This window comes from uncultured Brachyspira sp. (assembly GCF_910588665.1).
Lineage (GTDB): Bacteria > Spirochaetota > Brachyspiria > Brachyspirales > Brachyspiraceae > Brachyspira.
Map to the genome: position 1 here is coordinate 1 of NZ_CAJUPR010000011.1, position 22,965 is coordinate 22,965.

Annotated in this window: 16 protein-coding genes; 1 reads left to right on the forward strand and 15 read right to left on the reverse strand. The window is 29.2% G+C overall.

Annotated elements, in window-relative coordinates; translation table 11 throughout:
• The 3 genes from QZ306_RS08500 to QZ306_RS08510 all read right to left on the reverse strand — a co-directional run.
• A partial coding sequence (locus tag QZ306_RS08500; protein ID WP_295163042.1) for a restriction endonuclease subunit S occupies window positions 1-617 on the reverse strand: 617 nt, incomplete at its 3' end.
• Complete coding sequence (locus QZ306_RS08505; protein WP_295163045.1) at window positions 607-3,588, reverse strand: type I restriction endonuclease subunit R; 2,982 nt, start codon at window positions 3,586-3,588, stop codon at window positions 607-609. The genes QZ306_RS08500 and QZ306_RS08505, both read right to left, overlap by 11 nt.
• Window positions 3,589-3,639: 51 nt before the next feature.
• Window positions 3,640-4,758, reverse strand: a complete 1,119-nt coding sequence (locus tag QZ306_RS08510) for a DegT/DnrJ/EryC1/StrS aminotransferase family protein (protein WP_295163048.1) — start codon at window positions 4,756-4,758, stop codon at window positions 3,640-3,642.
• A 176-nt stretch (window positions 4,759-4,934) separates the two neighbouring features.
• On the opposite strand from QZ306_RS08510, the gene QZ306_RS08515 reads away from it, so the two are divergent.
• Window positions 4,935-5,336, forward strand: coding sequence for an ATP-binding protein (locus QZ306_RS08515; protein WP_295163052.1), 402 nt, complete (start codon window positions 4,935-4,937; stop codon window positions 5,334-5,336).
• Between the two features lie 20 nt (window positions 5,337-5,356).
• On the opposite strand, the gene QZ306_RS08520 is transcribed toward QZ306_RS08515, so the two are convergent.
• From QZ306_RS08520 to QZ306_RS08575, 12 genes are all read right to left on the reverse strand, one after another.
• Window positions 5,357-6,910, reverse strand: coding sequence for an ATP-binding protein (locus tag QZ306_RS08520; protein ID WP_295163054.1), 1,554 nt, complete (start codon window positions 6,908-6,910; stop codon window positions 5,357-5,359).
• 39 nt (window positions 6,911-6,949) lie between these two features.
• Window positions 6,950-7,831, reverse strand: a complete 882-nt coding sequence (locus tag QZ306_RS08525) for a hypothetical protein (RefSeq protein ID WP_295163056.1) — start codon at window positions 7,829-7,831, stop codon at window positions 6,950-6,952.
• 81 nt (window positions 7,832-7,912) lie between these two features.
• Window positions 7,913-8,809 (reverse strand): EFR1 family ferrodoxin, encoded by an 897-nt coding sequence (locus QZ306_RS08530; protein ID WP_295163057.1) that lies wholly within the window; start codon window positions 8,807-8,809, stop codon window positions 7,913-7,915.
• 8 nt (window positions 8,810-8,817) lie between these two features.
• Window positions 8,818-9,501, reverse strand: a complete 684-nt coding sequence (locus QZ306_RS08535) for a BsaWI family type II restriction enzyme (protein WP_295163059.1) — start codon at window positions 9,499-9,501, stop codon at window positions 8,818-8,820.
• Window positions 9,498-10,838 carry a DNA methyltransferase gene (locus tag QZ306_RS08540; protein WP_295163061.1) on the reverse strand — a complete coding sequence of 447 codons (1,341 nt, stop codon included), beginning with the start codon at window positions 10,836-10,838 and terminating at the stop codon, window positions 9,498-9,500. The genes QZ306_RS08535 and QZ306_RS08540 overlap by 4 nt, the downstream gene beginning before the upstream one ends.
• A 6-nt stretch (window positions 10,839-10,844) precedes the next feature.
• Window positions 10,845-12,398: an NAD(P)-dependent oxidoreductase gene (locus QZ306_RS08545; protein WP_295163064.1), complete on the reverse strand. Its 1,554-nt coding sequence runs from the start codon at window positions 12,396-12,398 to the stop codon at window positions 10,845-10,847.
• Between the two features lie 281 nt (window positions 12,399-12,679).
• Window positions 12,680-15,820 carry an efflux RND transporter permease subunit gene (locus QZ306_RS08550; RefSeq protein ID WP_295163067.1) on the reverse strand — a complete coding sequence of 1,047 codons (3,141 nt, stop codon included), beginning with the start codon at window positions 15,818-15,820 and terminating at the stop codon, window positions 12,680-12,682.
• Between the two features lie 31 nt (window positions 15,821-15,851).
• Window positions 15,852-17,009, reverse strand: a complete 1,158-nt coding sequence (locus QZ306_RS08555; RefSeq protein WP_295163069.1) for an efflux RND transporter periplasmic adaptor subunit — start codon at window positions 17,007-17,009, stop codon at window positions 15,852-15,854.
• Between the two features lie 19 nt (window positions 17,010-17,028).
• Window positions 17,029-18,393 (reverse strand): TolC family protein, encoded by a 1,365-nt coding sequence (locus QZ306_RS08560; protein WP_295163070.1) that lies wholly within the window; start codon window positions 18,391-18,393, stop codon window positions 17,029-17,031.
• A 118-nt stretch (window positions 18,394-18,511) separates the two neighbouring features.
• Window positions 18,512-20,953 (reverse strand): DUF5682 family protein, encoded by a 2,442-nt coding sequence (locus QZ306_RS08565; protein ID WP_295163073.1) that lies wholly within the window; start codon window positions 20,951-20,953, stop codon window positions 18,512-18,514.
• 20 nt (window positions 20,954-20,973) lie between these two features.
• Window positions 20,974-22,026 (reverse strand): DNA adenine methylase, encoded by a 1,053-nt coding sequence (locus tag QZ306_RS08570; RefSeq protein WP_295163075.1) that lies wholly within the window; start codon window positions 22,024-22,026, stop codon window positions 20,974-20,976.
• Between the two features lie 3 nt (window positions 22,027-22,029).
• Window positions 22,030-22,965 carry a Dam family site-specific DNA-(adenine-N6)-methyltransferase gene (locus tag QZ306_RS08575; RefSeq protein WP_295163077.1) on the reverse strand — a complete coding sequence of 312 codons (936 nt, stop codon included), beginning with the start codon at window positions 22,963-22,965 and terminating at the stop codon, window positions 22,030-22,032.

Below are 22,965 nucleotides of genomic sequence, written 5' to 3' on the forward strand. Positions count from 1 at the left end.
AGTTTGCGGCGCTCTGCGTCGATTAGTTCATCGGCGGTGGTGAGGAAGGAGGCGATTTTTTGTTGTTCTTCTAATGTTGGAGGCAAAATAATAGGCATATCCCATAAATGTTTTATATCAAAATTTAAAGAACCATGAGCACGACCCCCTATTTCAATATATTTTCTTAACCAATAACCATGATAATTATTATAAAAAAGATAATTTAAAATATTAGGATAATAGTTTTTATCAGTAATTCTAAAACAAATAAAAATACTATTTGGAACAGCTGCAATATCGTAATCATTAAGCATAGATATAAAACCTTCAGGAAATTGTTTTGTAGCACTTTTATTGTAAGCAAAATCATATTTTCTAATTACAATATAATTTTTATACGAATCTCCCGCTATTTCTTTTCCGAATTTTTCTGTTTGAGGTATTAAGCCCAAACCAGATATAACACTCATAGAAATATATTTATTTTTTCCTGCTTTTTCTTTAATCATTGATGATATTTCACCTAAATTAGTAATATTCCAGCTCGGAGAATTTTTAAACTCTGGAAATCTTAAAGCGGGTATATTAATGCATAAAGATTTTTTACTGCTATTTTTAATATTATCAATCTTCATAAGAGCTTAAGTTCCTGATATTATTATCTTTTGAAAGTTTTTTTAAAATAGGGATAGTATCTTTCATCAAAGCTCTTTTTTTATCCGATCTTTCAATCCAGCTCAAATCAGGCATATCTACTAAATTTTCAAGCAAATCATTATCTAAAACGAGCCAGTCAGCAGTCTGATACACAAATGATTTAAGCTTTTCTTCGTCTGCTCCATGTTTCTGCGCAATTCTGATTATTTCTCTGTCGTTTTTTTCTTTTTTAAACTTTTCATAATTCTGCTTTACCTCTTCTTCTGTTAAGGCTCTATCCGTAGGAAGCTGTTTTATATAATCAATCATGTCTTCCCTTTCTTCAATCATGTTAGATGAAGATGAAAGAATTTTTATTATATATTCTTTAGTAACATAAGATTTTCTTTTTTTTGGATTTTTATTAGTGATTCTTGATATTAAAGACATTATATAATCATAATCTATAATATCGGAAGCAAAAAGTATATACTCAAAATCGGTTTGCTCAATATCTTCTTTATTATTTTTCTTATTATTTACATCTTTAAGATTAAACCTCTTTATATTTTCTGCTATATCAATATATACGCCTGAAAATCTTCTTAAATTATCTTCAGACATAGCCTCTTCTATTTTTTTAATGTCTTCCTCCGATATTTCGGCATACTGCTCAAGCCTGTTTATGCTGGCTTTTACCTTTTTAAATGCATTAATAAACTCTATCTGGGCATTTTCTCCCTTCAAATTATACACTTCTTGAGGTTCGCACTTAAGTCCGTACTTCTCCATAGTTTTTTTGAGATTATCAACAGCGAGACAATACTCTTCAGCTTCTTCCGATGAAGATTTGGCAATCCATATTTTTCTTGCCTCCTCAATGCCTGCCTTACCTGAAAAAAGAGCTATAGCCTCATCAACCGCATTTTTCTGACTTCTGAAATCAAGTATATTTCCGTAAGGCTTTGAAGAGTTAAGAATTCTATTAGTTCTTGAAAATGCCTGTATTAATCCATGATACTTTAAGTTTTTATCAACATATATTGTATTAAGATATTTTGAATCAAATCCCGTTAAAAGCATATCCACCACAATAGTAATATCTATTTTATTTTTATGCTGAAAATCTTTATTTGCATAGCGCTGATTTTTAATTCTCTCCTGCATATCTCTGTAATATAAATCAAAATTGCTTATATCATGATTGGTATTATACTGTTTATTATAATCTTTTATAATATTTTTAAGGGCTTCTTTCTTTTTTTCGGGTTCTATTTTATTATCTTCTTTTTCATTTATAAGATCCTCCTGAAGCTGCTGAACATCTCTATTGCCTTCAGAGGGGGGAGAAAAAACGCATGATATATTTAAAGGCTCAAAATCTTCGTCTTCTTCTTCAGATTGCTTCTGCTTAAATATTTTATAATATTCAATAGCATCATTTATAGAAGCTGCGGCAAAGAGTGCATTATATTTTCTATTAACGGTTACTTTATTATGGCTTTTCAAAATCTTTTTTACAATGGCAGTTTTATTTAAATAGTCATCTGCCAAGCCTGCATTATTAGGCTCAAGATACTGAATATTAAAACGCAGAACATTATTATCATCAATAGCATTTGTAATAGTATATGAATGAAGTTCTTTTTCAAAAATATCTTCTGTAGTTGCATAATGTCCCACAGTTCCGTTAATTTTTTTATAATTAGAATTCTGCTGAAAAATAGGCGTTCCCGTAAAACCGAAAAGCTGAGCCTTAGGAAAGAAACTCTTAATAGTTTTATGATTTTCTCCGAACTGCGAGCGGTGGCATTCATCAAATATTATTGCAATTCTTTTATCTTTAAGAGATGATAAAAGCTTTTTATAGTTTTTCTTATTTGCCTTATTTTCATCAAGCGCCAATGATAATTTTTGTATTGTTGTTACTATTACTTTATTTTTTATATCGTCTGAAATAAGTCTTTTTACTAAACTTTCGGTATTTGTATTTTCTTCAACGCAGTTTTCCTGAAATCTGTTAAACTCTTCTCTTGTCTGCTTATCAAGATCTTTTCTATCAACAACAAAAAGACATTTTGCTATGCTTCTATTATCCTTTAATAATGTTGATGCTTTAAAAGATGTTAATGTTTTTCCGCTTCCTGTGGTATGCCAAATATATCCGTTTCCTCTGTTTTGTTCTATGCAGTCTATTATAGCTTTAACGGCATGTATTTGATAGTAGCGCATAAGTATTAATTTTTTTTCAGTTTCAACTAAAACTATATACTTGCTTATAAACTCCCCAAGTACGCATTTTGATAAAAATGTATCTGCAAAATTATATAAATATGTTATTTTTTTATTGTCATGGTCTGCAAGCTGATGAATATCTGAAAACTCTTCTTTAGCATCAAAATTAAAATGCCCGTTATTATTGTTTGCAAAATAATAGGTGCTGCTTTCATTGCTTACAATAAAAATCTGTATAAAGCATAATAAAGAATTTGTAAATCCGTTGCCGGCATCTTTTTTATATCCTACTATCTGCTCCATAGCTCTTTTAGGAGAAATCTGAAGCGATTTTAATTCTATATGCACAACAGGTATGCCGTTAATAAGTATTAAGCAGTCATAACGGCGATAGCTGTTTTCGGTATTTATACGAAACTGATTAATTACTTCATATTCATTTTTGCACCAATCGGAAGTATTTACAAGGGTATAATCAAAAACTGTATCATCATCTCTTTTAAAATTATTAATATTTCTTAATGTCAAAGATGCTGAAAATACATCGGAAGTTATAATATTTTCTTTTAATCTTGAAAACTCATTATCGCTTAATTTTACTTTATTAAGATTTTCAAAATGATTTCTGAAATTTTGTTCAAGCGACATTCTGTCTCTTATATCTTTTCTGTATGTATATTTTAACTCTGTAAGCTTATTAATAAAACATTGCTCTATCTCATTTTCATTTTTCATATTATAATGCCTTTTTATTTTTGATAAATACCGATTATAATTAAATAATAATTACTGTTTTTTTAAAACATTTCTTAAAGCTTCTATAACAATATCCTGTTCCTCTCTAAGAATATCATTGTCTATAGGCAGGGCTATATTATGTTTTGAAGCATACTCAGATACAGGCATATCTCCTTCTTTATAGCCAAGCTTAGACAATGCAGGAGCTAAATGTATAGGGTGAGGATAATAAAGAGCTGTAGGAACTCCCAATTCATTTAATTTATTTCTGATTTCATCTCTATTATTTTCCACTTGTATAACATACTGAGCATAAACGCTTGTATTATATTCTGCTATCTCAGGAGTTTTCACAATATCTTTTAATTGCTCGCTGTAATATTCCGCCGCTTTTCTTCTATGCTCCATATCATCATCAAATCCTTTAAACTTTTCTAAAAGTATTCCAGCCTGCATATTATCCAATCTTCCTGTTGTTCCTAGTTTTACATGTATCATACCGCCTTCATCTCCATGATGACGAAGCTGCTTAAGATTATTATAAAGCTTCTCATTATTAGTAAATACCATTCCGCCGTCTCCGAAACAGCCCAAAGGCTTAGCAGGAAAAAATGATGTAACTGCAATATCGCCCAATTTCCCAGAGCATGACTTAATATTATTATAACTTGCACCGAAAGACTGACAGGCATCTTCTATAACAAAAATATTATTTTTTTCGGCAATATCAAGTATGGCATTATAATCTGCGCATTGTCCGAATAAATTAACAGGTATAATTGCTGCTGTATTTTTATTTATAAGACTTTCAAGTTTTTTTATGTCCATATTAAAATATTTATCTATATCGCATACTTTTACTTTCATACCCAAAAATGCAGGAGCTTCGGCAGTTGAAAAAAATGTCATAGCAGGAACTATAATTTCTTTTTCAGAATGATCCTCTCCTGCATCAAATCCTAATGCTAAAAGAGAAAGCACCAATCCCACATGTCCAGAAGAAACACCAACAGCATATTTTACTCCGGTATAGTCTGACAATTCTTTTTCCAATGCATCTAATTCTTCGCCGAATATAAACTGACTTCTTTCTATAACAGAAGATATTTTTTTATTAATAGCTTCTTTTCTCTTTTCATATCCTCTGTAAAGATTCATATATTTCATAATTAATCCTTTATTTTATATGTATTGTTGCAATTGTATTAAAAATAGTAATTAATGTCAATATTTTTACATAATTAAAAAACTTGACAACAGTGCTTATTTTTATATACTTTATTACTATAATAAGTTATAGTAATATTGTCAGAGCCGTATTTAAGAATATTGTACAAATGATAATGAAAAATTTTAACATAAAAATACCTAGTGATAAATTATTAATATCAAAAGTTTCAAGCGATTTTTCTGATTTTTTACATTCAAATGAAATAAAAAAATTAGACGCATTTCAAATAGCTTTTGAAGAAGCTTTAACCAATTCAATAGTTCATGGAAATAAAAACAATCCTGATAAAAATGTGCATATATATTCATATATTGGTGATAAATCAATAAAGGTAATAATAGAAGATGAGGGTGAAGGTTTTGATTACTGCTTGGCTATTATAGGATTAACCGAATCTCAGGATAATATATATAAAAATAACGGAAGAGGAATATTTTTAATATCATTATATACAGATGATTTCTACTTTGAAGATAACGGAAGAAAAATAGTAATGCTTAAGAATATAAATTGATTATAATAAAAAATATAACTTTAATTTTTACAGGGTATTCCGAAAGGCATTCTTAATTTTACTATAGTGCCAGCTCCTTCCGAACTGTCTATTGAAATAGTTCCCTGCATAGTATCAAGCAAATCTTTTACAACCGATAATCCGATACCTATTCCGCCGTATTCTCTTTCGAATCTTGAATCGGCTTGATAAAAAGGTATAAATATTTTTTTTAATTTGCTTGATTTAATGCCTTTTCCTGTATCTTTTACGGTTATTTCTATCTCATTAGGTATTATATTTTTCATAGTATGATAATTAAATAAATCAGGAGAGAAATCCAATTCTTTTTTTTCTATTGTATCAAGAGTTCTTACATTTATTGATATAGTTCCTAATTTTGTAAATTTAAAAGCATTTGATATTATGCCCTCCATTATAAGCCTGAATCTTTCATGATATCCTATCAATATATTGCAGTTTTTTTCTATGTTTATATCCAAATCTATGTTTTTAGGGTAAATGAATTTATATCCGTCTATTATAATATTAAGCTCCTCTTCAACATTAAACTCAGATACATATTTTGAAGCCTCATAATCTTTAAGCGCTATTTGTATAAGATTATTATTAGTATCATAAAGTTTCTTAATACTTCTTGATATTATATTAAAAGATTCCTCTCTTTTTTCCTCAGTCATATTATTTTTTTTAAGCAGATTAATATATCCTATAATCTCAGTAAAAGGATGTCTTAATTCATGAGAAACTGTTGCTTTAAACTCTCTGATTAATTTATTATAATGCTCTGCGCTTTTTTTAAGAGAGTTAATTTCATTAAAAAGAGAGTGAAGCCTTTTCTGAAGCACAAGATTATAATTCTTCTGATGTTCATAAAGTATTGAAAAATAAAGTCTGTAAAGACCTATTTCAGTTCCCGCATTTTTAATAATGCCTTCTTTGCACCATCTCATAGCTTTATCAAAAGGAATCAAAAAAGATTCTATTGTCTCCTCCATAACGGATCCGTCTGTCTTTATTTCTCTTTTAGCCTCCAATCCTGTTATATCGCAGGTGGCAATATTTATTCTCTCCGTAATAATACCTGAAGAACTGTAATATTTATGCCCCAAAACATTTATATTTTTTAAATCAGCATTATATCCCGTCTCTTCCTCAAGTTCTCTTTTAGCGCATTTTTTTATACCCTGATTAGGATTTTTATCGTTTATCTCATCTTCTTCAAGCATTCCCGCAGGAAACTCTAAGAAATTCATAATATGTTCATCAATCTCTTTAGTATTTTTGCCCGTCATTATTTTTTCTCTGTAATAAACAACGGGTCTGAAATTGCTTATCATAAGTACATATATTTGATTGTCTATATAAGTATAAGGTACTATAATAACTGCATCTCTTCCTTTTCTGTTAATTATATCGCAGCTGTATTCATGAGAAAATGAACCATCATCATACTCATTTACAGCAATGAATCTTTCTAAACTTACAAATCCTGTATCTAATTTTAAGGGCGGAGATTTATGGAAATATTTAGTATCTTTTACCTTCTTTATTCTTTTATCATTATAAGACATAAATCAAAACCCTTTAAAATTATTTATTACTGCTTTTAATTATTTTAACATCTCTTTATCAACTAAATCATCAGCGGGCACATAATCATTTATAACCTGAGAGAATACCAAAGTATCAACAAATCCTCCTCTTTTTACAGATAAGAACAGATCATTATATTCATTTTCAGGCATTCCCAATTTTTTCATTGTAACGGCTTTATAAAATACAGCATCATTAGCAAATCTGGTTCTAGGATACTCTGTAATTATTCTGTCAAACAAACTAATAGCCTCATTCAATTGGGCTTCATCTGCAGAGTAAGTCTGATAAAGCATGCCGTTCCAAAGCAATGATAAAGGCTTGAATTTCTCTATAGAAGTTAAACCTTCAACTTTTTTAAAGCATTCATCTGCCAAAGCTATATTTGATTTATTATCTTTAGAAAGAAAATAATGCACTATTCCTTTAAACTGATATAAATGTCCCAAATCAACATCGGGAGGCAGATTATTAATATCTAATTTATTTATATAGTTCAAAGCCTGAGTATATTCCTTATTTGCTATCATAACCCTTATTTCTTTTATAATTAAAGGATCATCTTGAGAAGTCCAAGGACTATAGAAATTATATATAGTAGCTTTTAAAGGTCTTCTGGGTTTAACTGAAGTATATTCCGAAGCATTATTTACCTGATTATAATTAAACTGATTATTATCAGTATTATTTGCATTATTATCAGTATTATTTGCATTATCCGATGATGAAGATATATCATTATTAATCTCAGCCACTACATCGCTGCCTGATGACTTTTTATATTCTTCTTCTATTTCGCTTATATAATCATCTTCCATGCTGCTTTTAGACTGTTTTGTGCATGACATTGAAAAAGTTAATAATAGAACTATTAATATTACTAAAGACTTATTTATCATTTTATGCTCCAAACTATTTTTATAGTACTTATTTTCGGAAACTCAAAAAAAATAGTTAGAATAAATAGTTGATATCATGCATTATAATTCTCTGTTATTCTGCCAGTAATTATAGATTTTCTTCTCTGCATTTGCAAAATATCTGTCATAAGCCTTTTTGCAGTAATTATCATTTTTAGTTTTTATTCCTGTGGGAGGATTTTCAAATTTATAAAGTCCATTAACCCTCCAAAAATCTAAAATCCCTATTCTTATAGCATCAACAGGACATCTGAATGAACAGCTGGTGCACATTACGCATTTATTTTTAAACTTTATATCTCCTTTATCATCATTATAAATATTATGAACTGGACATTTATTAATGCATAAATTGCAGTGAGTGCAGATTTTTTTAACTTTAAATAAGCGTCCGTTAATTTTCATAGCAGGATGTTCTATTCTAAACAAAAATGCAATTAATCTTCCGAAAGGAAATTTATTCAGCAAATTTTCTCTGCCTTCTAAAACTTCCAAAGCATCTATTTTGCATAAAGCCTTAGCCGTTTTCCACATCTTAGAAGCAAACTCATCTGTATGTCTGAATATTATATTATAAGGCATTATATAATGATACTCATTAGTAAGCATATATCCTTTGGATTTAAGTTTTGCCGTTAAAGGCAATGAAGATATATTATTAATAGCAAGAGGTTCTCCTGATGTTTTTATAATAAAAAATTTTTTCTTTTCATTATCAAACTTGGGAAAAAGCTTTATTAAATTAAAAATAGGATAAGGAGCATTAAAGCCATGTATAGGATAAGCTATGCCTGCATAATCATAATCTTTAATATCCGGCATATTATCAAAATTATCGCCCACATCATAAATCAGAGTTTCAACACCCTTTTCTTCAAATATTTTTTTATATTCTGAGGCTGTTTTTTTAGTATTGCCTGTGCCTGAAAAACAATATATTACTGCTTTTTTATTCATATATATTCCTATTTTATGTTATTTATAATTTTATTTAAATCATCAATAAAATCAGAAAATAATTTAACTCTTTTGCTTTCTTCTATATTACTTTCTGTAAGTATATAACATCCGTCTGTATCAGCTTCAGCAATAGCCCTCCCTTTTTTAGATGGTTTCTTTATAGATAAAACACCATCTTCATCAAGCGTTATAAACAAAACTTTTATATGTTTTGTAACAGAAGACTGCATAAGTTTTAGTTTCCAATAACCAGTTTGTGCTATTCTTTCTCTTAAAGTAACTTTTATTGAAAGCACTGCAATTATTTTATTAGTTTTATCATCATAAATAATTATATCAACATCTGGCAAATGAAGTCCGTATTCGCCATAATCTATACATAAATTTCTTTTTACTAAATCTAAAGTTTTATCTTCAAAATTTCTCTTTCTTTCCAATTTATTACCATTTATTATTGATAATCCTAACTTCTTTACTTCATCAGTAATAATATATTCAATCATTTTCTCAAGATTTTTTCCTTTAAATGCTCTCCAAGATTGTTCTATATCATTTACACCGTTTTGCAGAGCAAATTTTTTATGATTTTCTTTGGATTCTCTTAAAAGTTCTGAAATATGTTTATAAGCATCATTTCCGTATATTTTTTTCTTATCTTCATAAAGAGTTATTAAATCTTTATATGTCATATTTTCTCCATAATTAAAATATACTCTGTAGGATAAGCTAATTTATCTGCAGATAAAGCTTTAGAAAATCTTCCTGTAGCAGCATCTCTAGTAGAAGGAAGCATTTTTGAAGGTATTTCCCTATGTATAATATCAAAAATTCTAAAGCCTATATTAACCATTTGCTCGCAAAAAATTTCAGCATTAAATATATCAATATTTTTAAATTGAGTATTGCCTATCACAATAGCCGCCTTTCCGCCTAATTTTAATATTCTTTTCATTTCAATAAAACTTTCAAGCATATCAGCATAATAATTTTTTATTTCTCTTATCTTTTTTTTATTATTTGAAAAATTATTTATAGTTTGAATAATTATATCGCTTTTCAAATCTATACTGTCTATATTGCATCTATTTTTATAGCTGCTTCCTATAAATTTTTCTCTGAACTTTGTTAAAGTATTTAAATAGCCGAACCATAATGAAGGAAGCTGATGCAAATCAGCATATTCATAACTAGTAACATAAGGAGGACTAGTTACAATAAAATCTGTTTCACCGTCTCTTAAAGGCATAAATCTGGAATCTGAACATTTTATTTTTCTATATTTATTTATATTATTTATAAAATTTTTATCAAGCATAGAATTATATATTTCATGCCTCTTTATCATTCTTTTTGCCTGATTTAAAAATAAAATATAGGTGTCCTGTTCTTTTTTTTTCATATCTCTTGTAGGCTTTATACTTTTTTGAAGCCATATAGAAGCTGTTTTTAATATCTGAGCAAATGCTACAAGATAAAAATCTCTTACATCAGGATTATCTATTTCATATACAGAGTAGAATATTAAAGATAATTCTTCCTTTTGTTTCGGCTTAAACCAATAATCTATTCTTTCATTATCAGGTACAATTTTCATAGCTTTCATTAAAACATTATTATCAGCCGATTCTCTATAGCTTTTAAGTTTATCATACAATAAAATATATTCTTTTTTTAATAATTCAATATTAAGAGGCGTAGTTTTCACTTTAGATATTAAATATGCTATTTCATTTATATCCGTACCGCAAGCCAGTCTTTTATTTATAAGGCTTTCTACAATAGTGGTGCCGCTTCCCATAAAAGGGTCAGCAACTAATTCTTTTTCTTTTGTATATTTATTTATTAATCTTGAAACCAATTGAGGTATAAATTTAGCAGGATAGGTATAATAATTATGCGTAATATATGCTGTATCTTTTATAGTTTTATCAGAAAAAGACCAAGAATAATCCAAAGAAATAGAACTAAAATCCTTTATATTATAAGAATTAATATATTTGTATGAAGATGCAGTATCATTATACATATAAAATTAATCAAGCCTTTTATAATGAGCTTTAAAATCCTCATCAAAATAATAAACTACATTCTCATCTTTTTCATGCGAATCATACCATACCTGAGCAAAAAAAGGATTGTTCTTAGCAAGAATATCAAAATTCCAAGTATAATCAGGCATGCATTTTTCACACCAATGCCCTGCTTTTATAACAGTAAACGGAGAAGCTTCGAATTCATGTCCCTCAAAACAAGCCCATTTTAATTTTGTATGCAAATCTCCTTTAGTCATATCAGTGCTTAAAAGTTTTCCCCCTCTGAACTCTGCAGCACTCTTCAAATCTTCCAAATCTATTTCACTGTCTTTTTTAGTTTCATCATAACCATGATTAAGAAGCTTGGCATTATTTATATCAAGCAAAGCCTTATAATCTATATAATTTCCGTCGGAATCTTTATTTTCAAAAAGCAAATTAAAATCTTTCCATTTTTTAGGCAGATTATCAAAAGCTTCCTCGCTTCCGAATGCAGCTATAATTTTCCCTTTTTCATTATTTTTTCTCCAATATGAAGGCGAATTCGGATGCAGTAAAAGTCTCTGTATGGCAAAAAACGATATTACAGAAGGAGGAACAAGTTTCCCCAAAGAATAATACCAATGCGTTTTTGCTATTTCATTCCAATAATCGGCAACGGATTCCTTCTGATAAGAAAATAATTTCTCAAGTTTTTCACCGTCATAATACCAAAGCCCATGAAAATTCCTTAAAGCATTCCAATTAGGCTTCATATATTTTTTTGCAGATCCTCCTATAAGCTTAAAACCGTCATTAAAAGTGTCATAACCTGTGATTCTATTTTCCGCCTTGCTTCCCAAATTAAAACAGCCCTTCCAGAAATAATCATCTAAATTTCCTTTAATATCCTCTTCAATAATTCTTTTCATTAAAAGTCCGCTGTCTCTTGCGGTAGCCCATTCAAGAGGCGCATTATAGCAGGTATGAAACATAAGTCCGTCGCTCATATTGTCTGTAAGCATTCTATTATGAAGCATAGCCGTCTGCCTTATTACAGCTCTATGTTCTAATGATGAGTCAAGAACATATCTTTCGCCTTTCAATTTTGAAAAAGAATATGCATCATAAGGACTTATTAATAGAGGATCTCCCACCCTGCCCCAAATATGCTTTTCATTACGGTTGCCGTAAAGTGCTACAGTAGATATATGAACAAGTTTAGGACGCTTTTCCATTTGCTCTATTATATCCGTAATATGCTTAATGCCTATAAAATTAGTTAAATGCGCAAGTTTAGGATATTTATCAGAATTAGGAGGAATTACCGCTGCAAGATTAAGAACATAATTACAATCTTTCAATAATTTCATGCAGTCATCTTTTTCATATAAATAACCTATAATAATTTCAACTCTGTTTCCATACTGTCTTTTAAGCTTTTCTGCTTTTTTTCTGCTTTCTTTTCTAATAAGAACTTTTACCAATTTCACATCTTCTATTTCCATTAATTGTCTTAATGTTTCAAGACCCATATTTCCTGTAGCGCCTGTTAATGCTATTATATATTTCATTTTTATTCCCTTATAAATTATTATATTAATGCTTATTATTTTATTTAATAATATTCTTTTTTGTACCAGCAAAACAAAGAAGACAAAAAACTATCAATTTTTTTTATTCTCTGCAATTATATAAATTATATATCGAAAAAAATTTTTGTAAATAATAATAAAGCTATCAAAAATTATAATATCATCAAATAAAAAATACAGAATTGTTTATATAAGTTTTAATATTAAAAAAGCTCAAGTTATCAGAACTTAAGCTTTTTTATTTTTCAATATGCAATTATTTATTTTCCGGGAGAGCTCAAAGCATTACCGATATCTCCTGCTGTCTCAACACTGGCAATATCTTTAGCATCATAATCTTTAAGAGGTATTCTATTTCTAATAGCGGCATAAACTGTAGGCACTATAATAAGAGTAAACATAGTAGAAACTGTCAAGCCTCCAAGTACCGCTAATGATAATGGCTGATACATCTCATTTCCTTCGCCTCTTGATAATGCCATAGGAAGAAGCCCTAATATTGTTGTAAGCGAAGTCATAAGAACAGGTCTTAATCGTCTGGGACCTGCAATCAGAGCAGCTTCATCTCCGTTTATTTTTTTCTCATGCATAAGCTGATTCATATAGTCGATAAGCACAATTCCGTTATTAACTACAATACCGATAAGAACTATAACTCCTATTCCGCTGTATACGCTTAAAGTCTGTCCTGTAATCAGTAAAAGAGCAATTGAGCCAGCAAAACCAAAAGGTATGGCTAATGCTATAACAAAAGGCGCTATATAAGACTCAAACTGACTTGCCATAATGGCATAAACCAAAACTAAAGCTAAAAATAAAGCCTGTATAAGCTGTCCGAAAGCCTCATTCATATCTTCATAATCTCCCGAATAAACAATGGTAAAACCAGAAGGAATGAATATTTTTTCATTAATAGCGGACTGCACATCGTTCATTATCTGATTCATAGGTCTTCCGTAACCTGAGGCTGTAATAGAAGTTACCCTGCTGTCATTTTTTCTTTCTATCTCAGAAGGAGCGAAACTCTTATCAACATTTGCTATAGCTGATACGGGCACCATTCCTACGGGAGTAGGTATAAGCATTCTTTTAACATCGTCTATATTAATTCTGTCTCTTTCATTTAATCTGACTATAACATCAATATCCGTAACATCGGAATTATCAGGAGTCATTCTGGTAGCGGTAGTGCCTCCGAAACTGGTTTTAATAGAGTTGGCTACGATATTAATATTAAGACCCATTTTAGAAGCTAAGTCTCTGTTTACAGAAACATTAAGTTCAGGACTTGCATCGCTTTTTTTCAAACGGACATCTCTTAATCCCGGAACATCTTGTAAAACAGCTATTACATTATTGGCAAGCTCTCTTGCTCTGACTAAATCTTCGCCCACTATATCTATATCAATACCGCTTGAATCACTATTTCCGCCTCCTCCCATACCGCTTATAGAATCTACATTAATAGTTGCAGGGTAGCCTGATAATTTTTTTCTTACAAGCTCAACATATTCAGCCGTTTCCATAGTTCTTCCGTCGGATTTATCTATAAGTTTTGCCCTTATCTGTCCTTTATTTGCATCCGAACCTGATCTGGTTCTGCTTTGAACTCTGCTTAAATCCTTTCCTATAACTTCCTCAACATCTTTTGTCATTCTGTCAATAAAAGAACCTGTCTGTTCTTTTCTGGTGCCTATAGGCATAGTTATTCTTGCTATTAACTGTCCCTCATCGGATTTAGGAAATCCTTCTTTACCTATAAAGATTAACCCTACTATTATTACAGCAAATACTGCCGATATAACAGGTATTAATACTCTGTTTTTATGATAAACGGAATAAGTTAATACCTTTTTATATATATAATTTACTTTAGAATGAAAATGCTTCTCAAAAAAGTTCTCGCATTTAGTTAAGAACTGAGATTTTTTAGTGGTTACAAGTCTGGCTCCAAGCATAGGCACAACAGTCAAAGCTACAAATAAAGAGGCTATCATAGAAACTGTAACAGTAATACACAAATCTCTGAACATCTGACCTGTCATTCCTTCCACAAACAAAAAAGGCAGAAATACAGCTATTGTTGTAAGAGTGGAAGCTGATATTGCAAGCGCAACGGTTGAAGTTCCGTCTATAGCTGAAGAGTATTTGCCGTATCCGTTATTTCTATAGAAGAATATATTTTCAAGCACAACAATAGAATTATCAACCATCATACCTATACCGAGCACAAGTCCAGATAAAGATATAATATTTAATGTTGTTCCAAAGAAATACATTAAAGTAAATGTCACAATAATAGACATAGGAATTGATATAGCTATAATTAATACAGTTCTTACATTCCATAAGTAAAGCATTAATATTATAACTGCAAATAAACCTCCCTGCCAAGCAGTATCAAGAACGCCTTTTATAGCCTTATTAACATTGTCCGCACTGTTAAATAATACTTCATATTTTATACCTTCAGGAAGATTAAGAGTGCTAAGTCTTTTTTTTATACCTTCAGAAACGGCAACCGTATTGGCTCCCGACTCCTTATTTATAGAAACGGTAACTGCGGGTGTGCCATTAACTTTAATTACATCTCCGTCATCATTATAACCTTCATATATTGAAGCCAATTCTCTAAGTCTTATAGGCGTACTATTGGTTTTTAAAGCCACAACAACATTGCCTATATCTTCTACTGTTTTAAACTCGCCTGTAGTTCTTAAAGTATATTTATAAACACCTTCATAAGTTTCGCCGCCTGAAATATTCTGATTTTCTACCGCAAGCGTATTCACAATAGTATTGATATCAAGTCCGTAAGCCTGAAGTCTGTTCATATCAACATCAACTTTAATCTGAGTTTTAAGCCCCCCTCTGATTTCAGCCATAGCAACGCCGCCAACCTGCTCTATGCTGGTCAATATCTGATTATCAACTAAATTATATAATGCCGACAGATTTTCGGTGCCGTAAAATGATATTTCCATAACTGGAATATTATCTGTAGAAAATTTATAAACGGCGGGACTCTCCGTATCATCTGGCAAAGCTTTTCTGATTCTGTCTATAGCCTCTCTTATATCAGCTGTGGCGGAAGCTAAATCACTGCCCCAATTAAATTCTATAAAAACTCTGGAATCTTCTTCTTTTGAAGTTGAACTTACCTCTTTAATATTATTAACCGATGAAACAGCGGACTCTATAATTCTGGAAACGGATTTTTCAACCTCTTCAGGTCCCGCATTATCATAAGTAGTTCTGATACTGATATAAGGAAGCTCCATATCTGGCAAAAAATCTACAGGAAGCCTTGATAAACTTATAATGCCAAGTATAACTAAAGAAACTATGAACATAAAAACAGCTACAGGTCTTTTTACTACTAATTCAATAAAACTTCTCATTAAAATTACTCCTTAAAACAATATATAAAAATTATCCCCCAACAGAATATATGGTATCGGAACTATTTGAATTATTTTCTGTTTTGCTGTTTTCTGATGTTTTTTTCTGATCGGAAGCGGCAGAATTATTTTTTGCTGCTGAAGTATTAGGTTTCAAAGCGGCATCTGGTTTTGCATTTGTATTTATAATATTAGTTTCGGAAGAAGCGGAAGCTGCAGGAGGCGCAATATATTCTAAAATAGTAGGGTCATTTTCTATTCTATTAACTAAAGATCCGTTTCTTAAAAACTCGCGTCCGAACATTACAACTTCTTCTCCGTCTTCAATACCTCCGCTTACAGCCACCTTATCTTTTGAAGTGAAAAGTACATTTATTTCTCTTGTATATGCCCTGTACTGAGTATCATTTGAACTTACAGTCTTTACTTCCATAGGGGCGCTATTGGAATTAATTTCTTTTACAACATATATATAATTCTTTCCTGAATCATCGCTGAATATAGCACTGTTAGGTATGACAAAAACATTATCCGCAGAGTTTAGAAGTATTGATACATCGGAGAACATACCCGGAAGCAGAAGCCTGTCTTTATTATCAATTAAAGCTTTAACCATTAAAGTACGGGTTGAAGGATTAACAGCATAATCTCTTTTTGTAATAACTGCCTGAATTTCTTTATTAGGAGATGAAGAAACCCTTATTAAAACTTTCTGCCCTAATTCTATTCCTGAAATAGAACGTTCTGGAACCTGTATTTCCACCTCTAATTGATTTATATCCGCAACATTCGCTATAGGAGTTGAAGCCGCTATTGAAGAGCCAACAGCCATATAAGTGGTTGTAACATAACCAGATATAGGAGTTCTTGCGGGAGCATATGCATAATTAGCACCTATAATAAATCTGTCTATTAAAGCTATTGTATCGCCTTTCTTAACAAAACTTCCCTCATATTTCAATATATTTGCTATTTTACCTGGTACATCGGAAGAAATTTCAACTTCTTTTACAGCTTTAATTTCAGCGGAAAGATCCAAATATTCCTCTAAATGCTGTCTTATAGGAGCCGCTACTAAAACGCTTATAGGATTTTCTTTCTTTTTCAAATCTTCCTGAGATTTATTACAGGAAAATATGAATATGCATAAAATAATAAATAATTTTTTTACATTTCTTTTTTTTATCATCATAATCTCCTCATACTATTCAAACACCTAAAAGCTTTAATACCTGCAATGTGCTTGAAAAATACTCATATATAGCCTGCAGATATGCAAGCTGAGCATTTAAATATGTAATTTCGGCATCATTAAGTTCAAGCGTTGATATTGTACCGCCTCTATACTGCCTTTGAGCCATTTGCAATGCATAAGCAGCCGTTTGGGCATTTTCAGCCTGAGATTGAAGATTCAAAGCCTGAGATTTTGCTGTTGATATTAAATCTCTGCTGCTTACTTCTATGGCATCTCTTAATTGAGCATAGCTTATTTCCATCTGATCAATACTTAATTGTACTTCTTCCGCTGCTTTTGCTGTAGATGAAAAAGGCAGAAGCGAATCAAGAGAGTAATTTAATTGAAATCCTATTCCCCAATTAAACTGACCTTCTCTGTTTTTACGATAGCTTCCGTTTTCCATTTTTATTTTATCTATGGTGCTGATTCCTACATTGGCATTGGCTGAAAATGAAGGCCATAAATAACTTCTTGCAATTTTTCTATTATATTCAAGCATCTCCAAATTACTGCCCATATTTTTTAATTCTATATTATTGTTCATTATAGATATAAGCAAATCGTCATATTCCATATCCGGCAATGTAATATTTGTGGCATCTAATATGCTTCCAATCAAATCAATTTCATCAGCCGTATTTGTAAGTCCTATCTGTCTTATAAATGTTAATTTTAAGCTTTGATACTGATTGCTTAATGTTACAACCTGAGGCTTAGTAGTTTCATACTGCACTTTAACATTTAAGTATTCATATTCTGAAACCTGACCGTTTCTGTATTTTATATAAGTTTCTCTCATTCTATTGCTGTAATTAAGCTGCTGCTGCAAATATACTCTGTAATTTTCCTGAGCTACAAAAGTATTATAAAAATTTAATTTAGTGTTGAGATCCACATTCTTTCTTTCATCATAATAGATATCTCTTTTTATTCTCAAATTTACATCTCTGGCTTTATCCGTATTCCAATTTCTAAAACCTGTAAAAATAGCTTTAGACAAAACAGCATTTGCAGACCAAGTATCGGGGCTTGAATAAATACCTGTTGCCATATTGTTAACGATGTATTCCTTAGATTCTGCTATATTCAACCCTCCGCTTATACTTAAAGAAGGCATAAATAAATCTGAGAATGAGGCGCTTTTTTGAACCTGCGCTATACGAACATCATATTCAGCTTGCTTTAATGTCTTATCATTATCAAAAGCCATAATTAAAGCGTCTTCTAATGTTATTGAAATTTTATTATTAGTCAGTAATGCATCTTCAATTGAATCCTGAGAATATAATGATAAAACAGATGTCAAACTAAGAAATAAAATCGTACAAAATCTCACAATCCGCTCCTAAATAAACAGGCTATTATATAATTTTTAAGAAAAAATATCAATATATTTTAATATTAGACGAATTAATTATAAAAAAAGTTCCTATAATATATTTATCCTTTTATTTTTATAAACTCTTAATAAGCAAATCAAATACTTTTTCATCTATATTCATAGCTTTATGAATAGACTGTACAGGTAAATCTATATTATTCAAAACTTTATTTTTATCTGTTTTATACATATTTGAAATAATTTCAGATAAGCTTTCTATTTCTATAGGACTTAAATTTGTAAATGCGTATCTCAAATTAGGAAGCGCTTCTATAAATTTTTCTTCATCTAATTTTTTTACAGTATTATTTATACTCTCAACAATACTTCTGTTAATAAATAAAATATCTCTTGCTATCAATAATATTCCATTTAAAAAATATGCCGCTGTTTCGCTTTCCGAAGACTCTAAAAAATTAGACACTATAGATGAAAAACTGTCCGAATTTAATCTTCCTGATTTATATTTTACAGAGAGACAAACGGCATATATATGAGAACTTCCGAATGTGCTTTCAAGCATTAAATCTATTTTATCATTAAAAATATCTATATCGCAGTAATTAGGATTTTCTAAAGTAAAAGAATATAAATTTTTTATATAATGAGACTGTTTTAAAGCTTCTTCTTCCTGAAGATTCTTCATAGATTCCATATTAGCAACGGACAATACAAATACCTGTTTAGCTAATGATTCTATTACAGGGATAATATCATAATCATCAAATAAGGATTCTCTCTCTTTTGATATATTATCATTAATAACTTCCATATTAGCCAAATATGATAAATTATTCAGGCAGGAGCAAAGACTTACAAAATTATTATCATTCAAAATAACTTTTTCTATTTGTCTGTAATTATCAATGAAAAATCCGTAAAGCCCCATAACATCGGCTTTTATCATAAGTTTAGATACTTCATATGAATTTATATTGCCGCTAAAATTATCCAATATCAAATTTGAAACAATTTCGTCTATACTAACTCCGTAAACAGATTTATCTATTAAATAAGATTCTACTATAGTTTTATATTCATATTTCCAAGTCTCTCTTGCCAGATTTTTATTAACTTTATTTACATAATCGGGACCTGTTATCAATGTACAGAAGCCTATATCCAAGAAATGCATTTTATGAAAAAATTTACTTCTCTCAAAATGATTCTTATTCTTTACTATATCAAGTACTGTTTCCACCTCTTCTGTTTTATATGTTTTTATTTTGTATTCTCTGCATTTATTTCTGAAGTCTATTACAACAGGAGGTACAATACTTTTTGATGATACCTGACCGCTGGTTATTCCTGAAAGCAATTTCATCATCAAATCAAGATTGCTTGTATTTTCCAGAGATATTTCTCCTTTAACAAAAGCGCTTTTAGTTGCATCTATAAGTTCATAAACTCCAGCAGATTCTTTGCCTCTTAATTTGGCGAGATTAAAAGCCATATAATAAGCATTGATGCAGTCTGGAATAGTTACATTATGATTATATCTATCTATATTTGAAGCCTTTATTATAAAATGCTCAACTACTTTTAAAAAACTTCTTTCAGATATATCTGAAGATGAATAGTCTTTTATATTGTCATAATTTTCAAGCTCTTTATATACCAAATTATAAAATGCAGGAAATTCTATACCTGCCTTATAGCCTCTTCTAGCATCGGCATCTTCAAATGAATACGGTATCAAATAGCTTGCCGCATTTGATACAATATATTTATTTAATGATTTATATTCTTCGTCTAGTTTTTCATTTTCTTTTAATTTATCTAAAATACCTTTAGTATGAAAACTTCCAGTAACTACCAAAACCTTATTATATTTTTTCAAGGCATCTTTAATATTTTTAGCCATTACATATTCTCTGCTTCTGGTTTCAAAATCTTCATCTTCTATCAAACGCATATAATAACCTAAAGCATAAACGCTTTTTATAAAATCAATACTGCTTTTTTTTATACCGTTTATTTCAAAATCTCTATCCCAAAGTTCGGCAAAACTTCTAAGCCCCGCTTTATTAGTAAGCTCAAGCGTATAATCGTTTATATTAAATCTATTGTCATCATTATCGTATACCGATATAGGCTTCTTTTTATTATTATTTTTATTATCTTCATCACAATTTTCTATCATAGAAGAATACGGCATATCTATAAATCCGCAGTAAATATTATTTTTATATGCTTCCTTGATAGAAACTAACTCGGGAGAATAATCTAAAAACGGATAATAGGCTCTGTATTTATTGCCGCATTCATCAACATAACTTGAATAAATACAAAACGGTGCTTTAGTATCATCTTCAACCATATACCTTATTAAATTACCGCAGTCGCTTGGTCCTTCTATAAGAATGGCGTCGGGGTTAAAATCTGCAAAAATCTTTTTCAAATGATAAGAGCATGCTGGAGAATGATGCCTTATAGGAAAAAACATTATATTTTCTTTTATGCTTTCTTTAAAATGTTTTTCAAAATTATTATTTTCTTTATTTATTTTTTTCATTGTAATATTCTCTTTATATTTTATTTTTTCAATATATATAACTGTTCTTTAATAAATTTTTTATTTTGTCTTGAATTGCTTTTAAATTTTAAATAATCAAATTCTATTAATTCAACATATCCTATATTTGACATTGTAGATATAATATCCTCTCTTTTCATAATGCCCTCGTTATTGTAGCTTAATACGCAATATTTGTAATTTACATTATTAACAATAAAATCTAAATCAATCAAAGCTGTTTTTTTGTTACAGAATGACGATTTTTGAGCGCCATAATCTCTCATACCAGAAACCCCTTTTATTTCAGGATTATCATATCTTGCTATAGTTTCTAATATATGATAATTTGGTGCATATTGTCTTTCATTATACGGCGGATCTAAATATAATATATCCGTATTTATATCTTTTACTATATTAATGCTATTTCCAATAAATATTTCATTTTCTTTATTATTAAATACTAAATTTATAGGTTTTAATATAAAAGGCTTCAATGCTCTTCTATCCCATTTTTTTTGAAAAGCGGAATAAACTCCAGATACATTTGAAAAAAAAGAAACACTTTCTATAAGAGAAGCTATTAAAATAAAATATTCATTTTCATTAATCAAATCATTGTTTTTCCATTTCTCTATCTCAATTCTTATGGCATCAATTTTCTTGGCATTTTCATCTGAAAAATACATCCTCTTATATTCTTTATTTTCAGTTCCTCCTATAGTATAATTGTTATATATAAAACCCTCAAATAAATCAATATTATTCAGATATTCTAAAATCAATTCTAAATTTGAATCATAAAATAAATGCATACTTCTTATATTCAAATAATCTAATAATTTTTTAAATTTAGGGACAGTATTATTTTTTATATAAGCATATTGAAGGCAGTAAGAAAAATATAATATATCAGATGAATATATTTTGTAATTCAAATTCTTAAAAAATTTTCCTACATTAGTAGTTCCAGCAAAAAAATCGCAGAACGTTTGTCCATATATATTTTTTGAATTAAGTATTGAATACATATTCTTAACTAAATTTTCCTTATTTCCAATAAATCTCATAAACTATATTTCCATATCAAAAAATAAATTATTAATATTTCCATCTATGTTTAAATAATTTATTTTATAGTTTGTTACTAATATTTCTATAGTTTGAGTTTTTGACAATAATTTTTTATTATAATAAGAATTATCATAATTAGAATATATTTTTTTTATATTATATTTATTATATGAAATCCACTCTTTTAATATGTCATTTCTCTTTCCATTATGAATCAAAAAATTAGACAAAGCAAATTTTATATTTCTTTTATTAAGATTATCTAAAGTTTTTAATAATATAATTTCATTATTTTTATTCCAGCCAGTAAATCCTCTCTTACCATCGTTATAAGTTCCTTTACTAATAAGATACGGAGGATCGCAATATACAAAGTCGTCTTCATTAAAAAAATCAAAATTAAAACATTCAAAATTTTCATTGCTAAAATCTATATTTAAACTTTGCATTCTATTAATAAAATTTTCTAAATTATTTTTTATAGAATTATTAAATGAACTTCTATATTTTCCAAAAGGATTATTGAATTGATGATTATTGTTAAATCTTATTTGATGATTAAATGAATATGATATTAAAACAAATAAATCAAGAGGTTTTCTATTTGTATTATATTCATCTCTCAATCTATTATAACCATCTACATTATCATCAGATAACTGATATTCTTCTATCCTATTATAAATATATTCTAATACTTTATTATATTTTAATTCATAAAATAATTTATACAAATCTATTAAATAAATTAAATTATCATTCATAAATATTTTTTGAGCTTTTACATTAACAGCAATATTTCCACCACCTGTAAACAAATCTATAAAATTATTAATATCATTTGGAAATATAGGTACTATTTGATTTAATATTTTATATTTACCGCCTATATAATTTAATGGAGATTTCACAAAAAAAATATTAGATTTCAGCAT